The sequence below is a fragment of the Kribbella sindirgiensis genome (assembly GCF_004331435.1).
In the GTDB taxonomy this organism is placed as follows: domain Bacteria; phylum Actinomycetota; class Actinomycetes; order Propionibacteriales; family Kribbellaceae; genus Kribbella; species Kribbella sindirgiensis.
Window position 1 is genome coordinate 507,375 of record NZ_SJKA01000004.1, and the last position, 13,128, is coordinate 520,502.

General features: G+C 69.3%; 13 protein-coding genes. 6 read left to right on the plus strand and 7 right to left on the minus strand.

What is annotated here, in order from left to right; all coding sequences use genetic code 11:
- Window positions 1-89: 89 nt before the first annotated feature.
- The 5 genes from E0H50_RS14195 to E0H50_RS14215 are packed head-to-tail and all read right to left on the minus strand — an operon-like array spanning window position 90 to window position 3,337.
- Window positions 90-572 (minus strand): MarR family winged helix-turn-helix transcriptional regulator, encoded by a 483-nt coding sequence (locus tag E0H50_RS14195; RefSeq protein WP_131288097.1) that lies wholly within the window; start codon window positions 570-572, stop codon window positions 90-92.
- 43 nt (window positions 573-615) lie between these two features.
- A complete protein-coding gene (locus E0H50_RS14200; protein WP_131288100.1) occupies window positions 616-1,593 on the minus strand; it encodes a copper resistance D family protein in 978 nt (325 codons plus the stop codon).
- Window positions 1,590-2,108: a copper resistance CopC family protein gene (locus E0H50_RS14205; protein WP_131288103.1), complete on the minus strand. Its 519-nt coding sequence runs from the start codon at window positions 2,106-2,108 to the stop codon at window positions 1,590-1,592. The genes E0H50_RS14200 and E0H50_RS14205 overlap by 4 nt, the downstream gene beginning before the upstream one ends.
- Before the next feature lie 2 nt (window positions 2,109-2,110).
- Complete coding sequence (locus E0H50_RS14210) at window positions 2,111-2,776, minus strand: YcnI family copper-binding membrane protein (RefSeq protein WP_131288105.1); 666 nt, start codon at window positions 2,774-2,776, stop codon at window positions 2,111-2,113.
- A 48-nt stretch (window positions 2,777-2,824) separates the two neighbouring features.
- Entirely contained in the window at window positions 2,825-3,337 is a 513-nt protein-coding gene (locus E0H50_RS14215; RefSeq protein ID WP_131288108.1) for a hypothetical protein, read from the minus strand.
- A 78-nt stretch (window positions 3,338-3,415) separates the two neighbouring features.
- Between E0H50_RS14215 and E0H50_RS14220 the strand changes: the two genes are divergently transcribed.
- The 6 genes from E0H50_RS14220 to proS all read left to right on the plus strand — a co-directional run bounded on the left by E0H50_RS14220 (window position 3,416) and on the right by proS (window position 10,259).
- A complete protein-coding gene (locus E0H50_RS14220; RefSeq protein WP_131288111.1) occupies window positions 3,416-3,937 on the plus strand; it encodes a SigE family RNA polymerase sigma factor in 522 nt (173 codons plus the stop codon).
- Entirely contained in the window at window positions 3,934-4,707 is a 774-nt protein-coding gene (locus E0H50_RS14225; RefSeq protein ID WP_131288114.1) for a hypothetical protein, read from the plus strand. The genes E0H50_RS14220 and E0H50_RS14225 overlap by 4 nt, the downstream gene beginning before the upstream one ends.
- Window positions 4,708-4,727: 20 nt before the next feature.
- Window positions 4,728-5,564 (plus strand): ROK family protein, encoded by an 837-nt coding sequence (locus E0H50_RS14230; protein ID WP_131288117.1) that lies wholly within the window; start codon window positions 4,728-4,730, stop codon window positions 5,562-5,564.
- Window positions 5,565-5,783: 219 nt separating this feature from the next.
- Window positions 5,784-6,446 (plus strand): pentapeptide repeat-containing protein, encoded by a 663-nt coding sequence (locus E0H50_RS14235; RefSeq protein ID WP_131288120.1) that lies wholly within the window; start codon window positions 5,784-5,786, stop codon window positions 6,444-6,446.
- An 86-nt stretch (window positions 6,447-6,532) separates the two neighbouring features.
- Entirely contained in the window at window positions 6,533-8,749 is a 2,217-nt protein-coding gene (locus E0H50_RS14240) for an NADP-dependent isocitrate dehydrogenase (protein ID WP_131288123.1), read from the plus strand.
- A gap of 97 nt (window positions 8,750-8,846) precedes the next feature.
- Window positions 8,847-10,259, plus strand: a complete 1,413-nt coding sequence (gene proS / locus E0H50_RS14245; protein WP_131288126.1) for a proline--tRNA ligase — start codon at window positions 8,847-8,849, stop codon at window positions 10,257-10,259.
- Here proS and E0H50_RS14250 read toward each other — a convergent pair.
- Window positions 10,256-11,239 carry a helix-turn-helix transcriptional regulator gene (locus tag E0H50_RS14250; RefSeq protein WP_131288129.1) on the minus strand — a complete coding sequence of 328 codons (984 nt, stop codon included), beginning with the start codon at window positions 11,237-11,239 and terminating at the stop codon, window positions 10,256-10,258. The two genes, proS and E0H50_RS14250, sit on opposite strands and share 4 nt — an antisense overlap.
- 385 nt (window positions 11,240-11,624) lie before the next feature.
- Window positions 11,625-13,064: a GuaB1 family IMP dehydrogenase-related protein gene (locus tag E0H50_RS14255; RefSeq protein WP_131288132.1), complete on the minus strand. Its 1,440-nt coding sequence runs from the start codon at window positions 13,062-13,064 to the stop codon at window positions 11,625-11,627.
- Between the last annotated feature and the right edge of the window lie 64 nt (window positions 13,065-13,128).

Sequence of the window (13,128 nt, forward strand, 5' to 3'; positions counted from 1 at the left end):
GCCACGCCCGCCGTAACGGCGTGTCACCGCTGGCTACCACCGGGTACCGGGAGTGACCCCCAGGTTCACGACATCCCGACGAACCGGGACTACTCGTCGCAGTCGGGGGTGGCGCAGGTGGTCGGGAGGTTGGCCGCGATGCGGTCGAGGAGGGTCGTGAGCTGGGTCTGCTCGTCCGCGGTCAGGTGGTCGAAGAAGTACGTGCGGACGGCGGCGACGTGGTCGGGCGCGGCGGATTCGATCGCCTTGCGGCCGAGTGGGGTGAGACGGACCATCGAGCCGCGGGCGTCGGAGGTGCATTCCTCACGGGTGACCAGGCCGCGCTTCTCCATCCGGCTGACCTGGTGCGACAGGCGGCTGCGCTCCCAGCCGACGGAGCGGCCGAGGTCGCGGGTGCGGAGCAGGCCGTCCTCGGCCTCGGACAGCGGGTGCAGCAGCGCGTAGTCGGCGCCGGACAGGCCCGAGTTCGTGATCATCCGCGCCTCGAGCGCGCGCATCAGTTCGCGATGCGTGTCACGGTACGACTGCCAGAGCCCAGCCTCCTGCGCCCCGAGCCACTGCGGTTCCACCATGCACACATTGTACGGACGGACGTTGACATGTCACCGACTCGCGTCACGGGGTGCGCGAGAGGGCAACCGCGAGGCCGATCGTGCCGGCCATCACCGCGAGTTCCAGCACTGCCAGCTGCCGGAACGCCCCCGGTTCACCGGCCGCCACCCGCGGGATCGTGGTGCGCCGGTGCAGCCAGCCGATGAAGACCAGAAGCGCGAACGCCAGCGTTTTCCCGAGCACGAGAACGCCGTACCCGGTGGTCACCCATTGCGTGATCAGTCCCCAGCCGTCCTGCCGGCCGCCGAGGTGGATCTCGGCGGTGAGGAGTCCGGTGATGCCGATCGTCACGGCGCAGACGAAGGCGAGTGTGCTGAACAGCTCAACGGCCTCGCGGGAGCGGCTGTACCGAAGTACTGCTCCCAACCCGCCGATCCACGCGGTCGCAGCGACGACGTGGACGACGAGCGATGCGGTGGCGAGGACGGACCAGAGGCTGGTGCGGTCGATCGCGCCGTGGCCGGTGAGCAGCGGGCCGGTCAGGGCAGCGATCGTGAGTACGGCGGCCAGTCGGGCGGTGCGCAAGGTCTTGGTACCGCTGAGGATCACGGCGAGTACGGCGGTGAGTACCACGGCGACTGCCAGCGCCCGGACCTGGCTCAGCCGGCCGGCCGGTTCGGCGTGCTCGGCGAGATGGGACAGCGGGATACCGAGGATCACGGTGGCGGTCGCGATCAGGCCGCCGATACTCGCGACCGCCCAGATCCCGGCGGCCAGCGCGGCGTCCTGACAGGCGCGGATCGCTTTGTTTCCGAGCATTCCGTCCTTCGCCGGCAGGAACAGTACGACCGCCAGCACGGCCCCACCGGTGGCCACCGCGGCCGCGTCCGCGAGGATCCGCAGTACCGGAACTGCCCAGGAAACAGCGATTCCGGCGCCGAGCAGGCCGTCCGCCGGCCGCTGCGGCGCACCGCCGCCGGCGAGCAGCGCGACCACCATCACAACGATGCCGGTAGCAACTATCCCGAGCGCACGCCTCATGAGGCCGGACGGCGGCGGACGATCACCACGGCCAGCGCCACGACCACGAGCATCACCAGGCACATCGCGACGATCGTCACCGTGTTGGAGTTGCCCTCGGGCTGCGCCGGAGCGTCGGCCGGCTGAGTGGCGGGATGGCCGGCGTGCGTGACGGTGAAGGCGCCGCTGACGGTGATCGGGTGACCGTCGGCCGAGACGACGCGGGCCTCGACCGTGTACTTGCCGGCCTCGATCATCGCGCCGACCGGCTGGGTGACCGTGTTGTCGACCACCTGGACGGCACCGTTCGCGACGTTCGTACCGTTCGGCGCCTTCACCTGCACCTGCGTCCCGTTGGACCCGACCGGCTCGCTGAAGGTCAGCACCACCTTCGTCGGCGGCGCGGCCATCGACGAACCGTCGGTCGGCGTCATCGATTCGAGCTTGGCGTGCGCCGCCGCCACGCCGGCGGAAACCACCAGCGTGAACAGCGACGCGACCAGTACAGCGACCGGTACTGCGATCAATCGGCGCATGGTTACTGCACCGCGGTCCGACGCGGCCGGAGCCCGGAAGCCAGACCGAGCAGCCCGACCAGCAGACCGCCACCGCCGAGCCAGCGCGCCACCGTGTCGGACGAATCGGTGGACGCCGCGACCGGTGTGACCGCCGCGGCCAGCTTCAACGTCGGCGCCGGGTGTTCGGCCTCGGCGCCGTCCTTCGCGACGTCGGCCCACTTCACCACCTCGCCGTCGCTGTAGGTCTGATCCGCCGGGAAGCTCAACGCGTCCACGCCTTCGGGCAGCTTCCCGACCGACAGCGAGAACTCGTCGAAGTCGTTCGGCGGGATCCCGGCCGCTGTCGCGGTCCAGGTGACCGTGGTGATCGCCTTGGTCAGCGTGACGTCACCGACCTTCACCTCGGCCGGCAGCTTCTCTTCCTTCTTCTCCACCTTCCATCCGTCCTTCACCTGCGCACCCACGTGCGCGAACGGATGGTCCTTGGGCAGCGAGACGACGAGCTTCGTGGTGCTGGTGTTGTCCGACTCGGTCGGCACCCGGAACACCAGCTTCGCGTACCCGCCGGGCTTGGCGTCCGGCGACGACACAGTGACATGCGCCGACGCCGTACTCGCGGCGCCGATCACGACGAGCGCGGAGGCCGCGACGATCGCACCGGCGCGCAGGATGAATCTCTTGGGCATGAGAGAACCTTTCAAGGCATACGAGCAGTCCGGCGCTGTGCGGCCGGCTCAGAAAGCAGCTACTCGTACGCCGGGAGGCCCGCGCCCGGAGACGCTCGTGCCGAGGCGGGACCCGTTCGGGGTCCACGACATGAAGAAGCCGATAGCTGCGGGGATCAGCAGCACCGGACGCAGGACCGGCAGTTCCGGAAGCAGTCGCGCGAAGACCCGGCGTACCCGATGGACCCACCGGTGCGCCTGGCCGATCGCGAGAACGCCCGCCAGCAGCGCACCCAGGTGGGTGGCCGTCATCATCAGGCTGCTCGCGATCGACATCCCGTGGTGCATGGTCATCGAGTCCAGCGCGACGTGCACGAACAGCTGTACCCCAGCCAGCACGAGACCCGTCAGCAGCAGCTCCCCCGCCAGGTACTCGCCGAGCAGCCAGCAGACGCCGGCCAACGCCGCCAGCGGAGGTACGACGCCCAGCGGCACACCGCCACCCCCGACGAGCGCATGACCGGCCACCGCCACCGCGACGCTCAGCGCCGCGACCGCGGACGTCGTCCTGCACTCGGTCACGGGAAAAGTCTGCCGTAGTCGTGCAACCATTCGGACGGCCCATCACGTTTGACTCGGCATGACTGGGGAGCGCCGCGGGTGAGAGCGGAGACGGAGCAGGACTACGTCGAGTTCGTCACGCATCATGCCAACTCTCTGTGCCGAACCGCTTACCTTCTGTGCGGGGACTGGCGCCGGGCCGAGGACGCGACCCAGGAGGCCCTGATCCGGCTGTACCGGGTCTGGGGCCGGATCCAGCGCAAGGGCGCGGTCGGTGCGTACGCGCGGAAGGTCGTGGTCTCCACCACGCTCGACGCGCTCCGCCGGAAGTCCAGCCAGGAGGTCGTCGGCGGCGACGAGTACTTCGCCAACGAGGCCGAGGCCGACGTGCTGGGCGTCGTCGAGAACCGGCTGGTGATCACGAAGGCCCTCGCCGAGCTACCGCCCCGCCAGCGCGCGTGCGTCGTACTGCGGTACTTCGACGAACTGTCCGTCGAAGAGACCGCGACCGCCCTCGACTGCCGCCCCGGAACCGTGAAGAGCCAGACGCTGCGCGCCCTGGAGAAGCTGCGCACCCATCCGTCCCTGGCCGAGCTCTCCGACCTGGTAGGGATGAAATGACGGGCGAACTGAAGACCCTGATGGACCAGGCGACCGAGCGCGGTACGTCGTTCGCACCCGACGTGACCGAACTGGTCGCGGCCGGCCGGCACCGGACCCGCCGCCGGCGCGCGGTGCTGGGCGCGGCCACTGCCGTCGGCACCGCGACCGCCGTGGTCGCCGCACTGCTGGTGGGCAGGATCGTGGACACCCGGAAGGAGCCGCAGCCGGCGACGGTCGCCCAGCCTGCCGCGATCACCGACCTGTGCGCGAAGTCCGACGACTTCTTCCGGACCGCGAACGACGACGCCTGGCGACGTCAGGTGGCCACCACCTGGACCGACAAGGTCGTCGAGGCGAGCGATGCCGACGGCACGATGACGGTCCGCCGGTCGCCGGACGGCACGCAGTACGCGTACTGCGTGGCGGGCGTGCCGATCCAGAAGCAAGCGCTGGGTGGGTTCGGCGCGACACTGCTGAACGTCGGCATCATCACCCGCGAATACCAGATCCAGCGGTACTGGAGCATGGGCTGCGGCAACGCGCCGGTGGAGCGGAACTACCAGCAGGCCAGCTGCCGGGGAGTGCGGTACAGCTACGCGGGCCGGGTGCCGGAGGGAGTCACCCGGATCGCGTTCACCGGCCTGGGGCAGAGCGGCGACGCCACCGTCAAGGACGGGTACTGGGTGCACCGCGTCTTCACCGACGACATCCTGAAGGGAAACACCGACCCGATCTACATCACGATGTACAACGACATCGGGAAGCCGGTCTTCAAGGAGCGGTACTGACGTCCTGCGATGATGTGCGGATGGACGTAGCTGTGCTGGAGATCGGGGGAAGCCACGTCACGGCGGCCGTGGTGGCGCCCGGCACGTGGGACGTGACCGAGGTGGACCGGGCGAAGCTCGAGTCGCAGAAGGCGGCCGAGGTGGTGGTCGAGCAGCTCGCGGAGACCGCCCGGAAGTTGCCGCTGGCAAACGGTCTGGCGGTCGCGTTGCCCGGTCCGTTCGACTTCGCCACCGGGGTCGCGTGGTACCGCGGTCAGGGCAAGTTCGACCAGCTGTACGGGTTCAACCTCGGCGAGGCGTTGAGCAGCGAACTGGGGATCGACCGGTTGCTGTTCATGAACGACGCGGAGGCGTTCGCGGTCGGCGAGTGGACCGCGGGCGAGGTCCGCGGGGTCGAACGCTGCGTCGGCGTCACGATCGGCACCGGCATCGGTACGGCGTTCCTTGCCGACGGCCGCGTGGTCCGCGAGGGCGACACCGTCCCGCCAGGCGGTGAGCTCTACAAGACGACGTACGCCGGGAAGCCGCTGGAGGACTCGATCTCGGCCCGCGCGATCCTCCGCCGGTACGCCGAGAGCGCCGGCGCGGAGGCTCCCGGTGTCAAGGAGATCGCCGACCTGGCCCGCAGCGGCGACACCACCGCTCTCGGCGTACTGCAGGCCGCCTTCACCGATCTCGCGGACGCCCTGAAGCCCTGGCTGGATCGTTTCGGTGTCACGCACACGGTCCTGGGCGGCTCGATCTCAGGAGCCTTCGACCTGGTGCAGTCGGCCCTCAACTTCCCCGCCTCCGCGACACAGGACACCGAGCACTCGGCCCTGATCGGCGCCGCCGCTCACTACCTCCGCAGCGCGTGACGGACCGCCAGGCCATCACAATCACCCGCACCCGGCCGGCTCCCGCCTGAGACCTCGGCGGACTCGCGATTGTGATGGCCTGGCGGACCTGCACCACTCACCAAACCCGCGGTGGAGGGCCAGCCGGCGCCGGGCTGAGCCTGGCGATGGCGGTCGGCCGTCGGTTGATGAGTGGTGCACGTCCGGCCGTTGTCGGTGACCCCGGCTACGGTCGGAGGCGTGAAGATCGCTGCGCCCCGCCTTCGTGCCCAGCTCGAGTCCGCGCTCCCGGCGGAGGTCGAGGACGAGGATCGGTTGCTCGATCTCGGGCTGGAGGACGTGGATCTGAGCGATCTGGAGGCCGAGCACGTCGAGATCAGCGGTTGCCGGTTCACCCGGAGCAAGCTGGCCGGATCCGACCTGGAGAAGCTGATCCTCGTCGACACCGAGCTCACCCAGTGCGACCTGGCGAACTCCCGCTGGTCCGACGCGGCGCTGACCCGGGTCGCGATCACCGGCTCCCGGATGATCGGCTTCGCCGGGCCCGGCGCGCACCTCCAGCACGTGACCGTCCAGGACACCGTGCTCGACTTCGCCTCGTTCCGGTTCGCGAAGTTCTTCAAGGTCGCGCTGACCGACTGCCGCCTGCAGAGCGCCGACTTCGTCTCGGCCGACCTGACCGGCGCCGTGTTCCGCCGCTGCGACCTGTCCGGTGTGGAGTTTTCGCAGGTCAAGGCCGCCAAAGCGGTGTTCGTCGACTGCACCTGGGACGGCGCCAAGGGCCTCGCGTCACTGTCCGGGGCGACCGTGGCGGCTTCCTCCCCGATCGACACGCTCGCGTTCACCAGCGCTGTGACCGCCGCGAGCGGTATCACACTTGCTCACCCCGACGAGCTCGACTGACTGATCCCCGCAGGCGAACCCTTGGACCGGCGTGAGCCTGCCCACGCCGCGGCCGGGCAGGCCGGACCGCCCATTAAGGTGGGGACGTGACTGACTCGACGATCATCTACACCCACACCGACGAGGCTCCGGCGCTCGCCACGTACTCGTTCCTCCCTGTCGTCCAGGCGTACGCCGGCCAGGCCGGTGTCGGCGTGGAGACCCGGGACATCTCACTGGCCGGCCGGATCCTGGCGGTCTTCCCGGAGTACCTCCAGGACGACCAGCGGATCGCGGACGCGCTCGCCGAGCTCGGTGAGCTGGCCAAGACGCCCGAGGCGAACATCATCAAGCTGCCGAACGTCTCGGCCTCGGTCCCGCAGCTGAAGGCCGCGATCGCCGAGCTGCAGTCCCAGGGCTACGCGCTGCCGGAGTACCCGGACGAGCCGAAGACCGACGAGGAGCGGGAGATCCAGGCCCGCTACGACAAGGTCAAGGGCTCCGCGGTGAACCCGGTGCTGCGCGAGGGCAACTCGGACCGCCGCGCCCCGGCCTCGGTGAAGAACTACGCCAAGGCGCACCCGCACCGGATGGGCGCCTGGTCCGCCGACTCCAAGACCAACGTCGCGACCATGGACAACGACGACTTCCGCGCGACCGAGAAGTCGGCCGTGATCGAGTCCGCGGGCTCGCTGCGGATCGAGCTGGCCGGTGACGACGGCACCACGACGGTGCTGCGCGAGTCGATCCCGGTCCTGGCGGACGAGATCGTCGACGCGTCCGTCCTGCACGTGGCGGCGCTGCGCGAGTTCCTGACCGCCCAGGTCGCCCGGGCGAAGGCCGAGGACGTGCTGTTCTCGGTGCACCTGAAGGCCACCATGATGAAGGTGTCGGACCCGATCATCTTCGGTCACGTCGTCCGCGCCGTCTTCCCGAAGACGTTCGCGCAGTACGGCGACGTGCTCGCGAAGGCCGGTCTGACCCCGAACGACGGCCTCGGCGGCATCCTGAACGGGATCGCGAGCCTGCCGGAGGGCGCCGAGATCAAGGCCTCCTTCGACGCCGAGCTGGCCGACGGCCCGAAGCTCGCGATGGTCGACTCGGACAAGGGCATCACCAACCTGCACGTCCCGTCCGACGTCATCGTCGACGCGTCGATGCCGGCCATGGTCCGTACGTCGGGGCACATGTGGGGCCCGGACGGCGCCGAGCACGACACCCTCGCCGTACTGCCGGACCACAGCTACTCCGGGATCTACCAGGTCGTTCTCGACGACTGCCGCGCGAACGGCGCGTTCGACCCGGCCACCATGGGCTCGGTGCCGAACGTCGGCCTGATGGCGCAGAAGGCCGAGGAGTACGGCTCGCACGACAAGACCTTCGAGGTCCAGACCACCGGCACCGTCCGGCTGGTGAACGAGGCCGGCGACGTCGTGCTCGAGCAGGCGGTCTCGGCCGGTGACATTTTCCGCGCCTGCCAGACCAAGGACGCCCCGATCCAGGACTGGGTCAAGCTGGCCGTCAACCGGGCACGCGCCACCGGCGACCCGGCGGTGTTCTGGCTGGACGAGACCCGGGCGCACGACGCTCAGATCATCACGAAGGTCCAGAAGTACCTGTTCGACCACGACACCGAGGGTCTGGACATCCGGATCCTGGCGCCGGTCGACGCGATCGGGTTCTCGCTGGAGCGGATCCGCCGCGGCGAGAACACCATCTCGGTGACCGGCAACGTGCTGCGTGACTACTTGACGGACCTGTTCCCGATCCTCGAGCTGGGCACTTCGGCGAAGATGCTGTCGGTCGTGCCGTTGATGGCCGGCGGCGGCCTGTTCGAGACCGGTGCGGGTGGTTCGGCGCCGAAGCACGTGCAGCAGTTGGTCAAGGAGAACTACCTGCGCTGGGACAGCCTGGGTGAGTTCTTCGCGCTGGCCGCGAGCTTCGAGCACCTGGCGCAGGCGACCGGCAACGCGCGGGCGCAGATCCTGGCCGACACGCTCGACCGGGCGACCGCCACGTTCCTGAACGAGGACAAGTCCCCGACCCGTCGCGTCGGCGGAATCGACAACCGCGGCAGCCACTTCTACCTGTCGCTGTACTGGGCGCAGGAGCTGGCCAAGCAGACCGACGACGCCGACCTGGCCAAGGCCTTCGCGCCGCTGGCCGAGACCCTGGCCGCGAACGAGCAGACCATCGTCGACGAGCTGCTCGCGGTCCAAGGCAGGCCGGCCGACCTCGGCGGCTACTACCAGCCGGACCCGGCCAAGGCGGCCGCCATCATGCGTCCCTCGAAGACCTGGAACGACGCCCTCGCGACGCTCTGACCACCATCAGCAACGCGCCCCCGGTGCCCGCTAGGGCGCCGGGGGCGCGTCGTTAATGCGTGGCAGCACCCACGATCGCATTTCTAGACTGGCGGGCATGACAGCAACCCGTTCCGTGCTTGCCGCGCAGGCGACGGACTTTCCGCGATGGTTCCAGGATGTGATTGCCAAGGCCGAGCTCGCTGACAACGGGCCGGTACGGGGGACCATGGTGGTACGACCGTACGGGTACGGGATCTGGGAACTGTTGCAGGAGGCAATGAATCGGCGGATCAAGGCGACCGGGGCACGGAACGCGTACTTTCCGCTGCTGATTCCGGAGAGCTACCTGCAGCGCGAGGCCGAGCACGTCGAGGGTTTCAGCCCGGAGCTCGCGGTCGTGACCCATGCCGGCGGCAAGCAACTCGAAGAGCCGGCGGTCGTCCGGCCGACGTCGGAAACCGTTGTCGGCGAGTACCTGGCCAAGTGGATCCAGAGCTACCGCGACCTCCCGCTGCTGCTGAACCAATGGGCGAACGTCGTCCGCTGGGAACTCCGCCCGCGGCTGTTCCTGCGCACCACCGAATTCCTCTGGCAGGAGGGCCACACCGCGCACGTCTCCGCCGCGGACGCCCGCGCCTACGCGACGAAGATCCTGTACGACGTCTATCGCGAGGTCATGGTCGACGTCCTCGCGATCCCGGTCGTCGTCGGCCGCAAGACGCGGCGGGAGCGGTTCGCGGGCGCCGTGAACACGATGACGCTCGAAGCGATGACGCGCGACGGCAAGGCCCTGCAGATGGGCACGTCGCACGAGCTCGGGCAGAACTTCGCGCACGCGTTCGACATCGGCTACCTGTCGAGCGAGGGACGGCGTGAGCTCGCGTGGACCACGTCCTGGGGCAGCAGCACCCGGATGGTCGGCGGCCTGATCATGGTGCACGGCGACGACGCCGGCCTCCGGGTCCCGCCCGCGGTCGCTCCGGTGCAGGTCGTCGTACTCGCGGTGAAGGACGAGGCCATCGAGGCGGCGCAGCGGATCGCCGATGACCTGAAGGCCGTCGGGTTGCGGGTGGAGGTGGACGACCGTGCCGATCAGCCGTTCGGGCGCCGCGCGGTGAACTGGGAACTGAAGGGCGTCCCGCTCCGCATCGAGATCGGACCCCGCGACCTCGCCGCCGGCAACGCCACCGTCGTACGCCGACTGCGCGACTCCGCCAAGACCGCCGTCGCCCTGACCGAGCTCACCGCACACGCCGTCGCCGCCCTGGAGGCGGACCAAGCACACCTCCTGACCGAAGCAAACGCTCGTCAGACCGCCCGCATCACGGGGGTGTCCACAGTCGAGGAGGCGATCGAGGCCGCGGGCACCGGCTGGGCGCGCATCCCGTACGACGCCGTCGGCGAGCAAGGCGAGGACCGCCTGGGCGAATCCGGCATCACAGTCCGCTGCCTGCAACGCCGGGACGGCTCACTACCGGTGAACGACGACGAACCTGATCTGGTGGCGTACGTGGCCCGCTCGTACTAGCGGGCCAGGTACCTGCGGACGTCGTCGGCTACCTGAGAGCGGTAGCGGAAGCCGTACTTGCGGAGGATCGCGCTGAGATGCGTTTTGACGGTGTTGAGGCTGACGCCGAGCTCAGCCGCCAACTGGTCGTTGTCGAGGCCGTCGGTGAGCAGGACGGCAACGGCCTGCTGCGCCTTCGTCAGGCTGCTGAACCGGCGCTCGGGGCCCTCGTCGGTCTCCATCAGCATCTCGATCAGCTCGGACTGGATGTGCTCGGCGGCGTCGACGATCCGTTCCAGGTGCGTGTGGACGGCCGTACTCACGTCCGGCTCGTCCAGCGCCTCGGCCGCGATCTCCCGGATCGAGGCGACCCGGTGCGTCAGGTACTCCATCACGTGGTCCGACGTCAGCAGGTTCGGGCCGACGTCCCCCGCGGGCAGCCGGCGCAACGACTCCCGGTCCTCGCCCTCACGGGTCAGGACCCGCTCGACCACCTCGCACAGCCACTCGAACGCCCGCACCGCGTTGTCGTCGTACGCCTTGGATTCGTAGCTCTGCATCGAGAGCATCCCGAACAGCTGATCGGGTCCCTCCTTGGCCGGCCGGAACATCGGCACCGTCACCGCGTCCCCGGACCGCCGCCGCAGGTCTCCCACCGGTACGCCGGCATGCAGGGTGGCACCGTTGTCGTAGGCGAACCGGTACGTGTGCCGGTGCTTGATCAGCCAGGCGGTCTGACCGTTCGGACCGAAGATGTGGGTGTCCGGGTTCACGTACTCGCCGTCGTCGTACCCGTACGGGAACCGCACGCGGCTGGTGCCCTGCAAGAACCCGACGTAGAAGGCGTCGACGCGCGCGATCTTCCCGGCGACCACCCGTACGTAGTCGTACAGACCGTAGTGGTCGGCCCGGAACAACGCCTCGATCTTGTGGTACGCCTCGCGCAGGATGATCGCGGTCTCCGCGTCCACCCTCAGCGGGGCGACCTTCTCTGACTCCACAACGTCGGCTCCCCACACACACCTCGGCTGTATCGATCACTCGACTATCGCGCTGTACCCAGCGACTTGCCAAGTGATGCGGCCGAAGACGTGCCGAAACCGCGGTCGCGGATGGTGCCTACAGGTTCCCGAGTCGCCCTCCCAAGCCTCGGCCGAACCCTTGCACCACCCGCGACCACGAGCAGGACACCAGTGACTGTTGAGCCCCCGCGTCGATCGGTCCCGCCGCCCCCGGCGCGACCCCGACCCCCCGACGGATGGTTCGGTGCCCTTCCTCCCCCTGTTGCCTACACCGTGCCACCGATCGCCGAGCGTGACCATCGCCCGGCGCATGATCTTGCCGGGCCTCAGGTCTCACTCCGGGGATGAGGGGCTTTGTCTACGATTACAGCCAACTGGTGTCGAGCGGCTTGCCCTCCGCGTACCCGGCGGCCGTCTGCAGGCCCACGACGGCGCGCTCGTTGTACTCGCTCAGGTTGGCGGCGCCGACGTACGTGCAGGAGCTGCGGATGCCCGAGACGATCGAGTCCAGCAGGTCCTCGACGCTCGGGTTCTCCGGGTCAAGATACATGCGGGCGGTCGAGATGCCCTCCTCGAAGATGCTCTTCCGGGCCCGCTGGAACGCCGAGTCCTCGGCGGTCCGGGACCGGACGGCGCGGGCCGACGCCATCCCGAAGCTCTCCTTGTAGATCCGGCCCTGGCTGTCCCGGTGCGGGTCGCCGGGCGACTCGTACGTACCGGCGAACCAGGACCCGATCATCACGCTCGACGCCCCCGCGGCCAGTGCGAGCGCGACATCCCGCGGATGCCGTACGCCGCCGTCCGCCCAGACGTGCTTGCCGAGTTCGCGCGCTCTGGTCGCGCACTCGAGTACGGCCGAGAACTGCGGACGCCCGACCGCCGTCTGCATCCGGGTCGTGCACATCGCGCCCGGGCCGACGCCGACCTTCACGATGTCCGCGCCGGCGTTCACCAGGTCCGTGACACCTTCGGCGGTGACCACGTTGCCGGCCACGATCGGCACCTGCGGGCCGAGCGCGCGTACCCGCTCGACCACCTCGAGCATCCGCTCCTGATGACCGTGCGCGGTGTCGATGACGAGAACGTCCACGCCGACGTCCAGCAACGCCTTCGCCTTCTGCTCGGCGTCGCCGTTGATCCCGATCGCGGCGGCGACACGGAGCTTGCCGCGGGCGTCGAGCGCCGGTTCGTACAGAGTGGCGCGGAGGGCGCGCTGGCGGGTCAGGATGCCGACGATTTCGTTGTCGGCGTCAACCACCGGGGCCAACCGGTGCCGACCGTCGTGCAGCTGCTCGAACGCCGTCTCGGGATCGATGCCCTGCGGAACGGTCAGCAGCTCGCGGGACATGACCGCGTCCAGCTGGGTGAACCGGTCGACGCCGGAGCAGTCCGCCTCCGTCACCACACCCACCGGCCGCCCCTGGTCCACGACGATCACCGCGCCGTGGTTGCGCTTCGGCAACAGGTTCAGCGCCTCGCCGACGGTCCCGGTCGGCGGCAGCGTCAGGGCCGTGTCGTGGACCGGGTCCCGTTCCTTGATCCAGGCAACCACCTCGGAGACGACATCGACCGGAATGTCCTGCGGAATCACCGCGAGACCACCGCACCGCGCGATCGTCTCGGCCATCCGCCGCCCCGACACCGCCGTCATGTTCGCCGCGACCACCGGAATCGACGCCCCGGTACCGTCCGACGTCGCCAGATCCACATCCAGCCGGGACGCCACCCGCGACCGGTTCGGCACCAGGAACACGTCACTGAAAGTCAGGTCCCCCGCCGGCTCCCGATCATGATGAAACCGCATGTCAGACCCCTTCCGCCCGAGTACAAACCCAGCCAGCCTGTCATGCGGGCGAGGGCCGAACAAG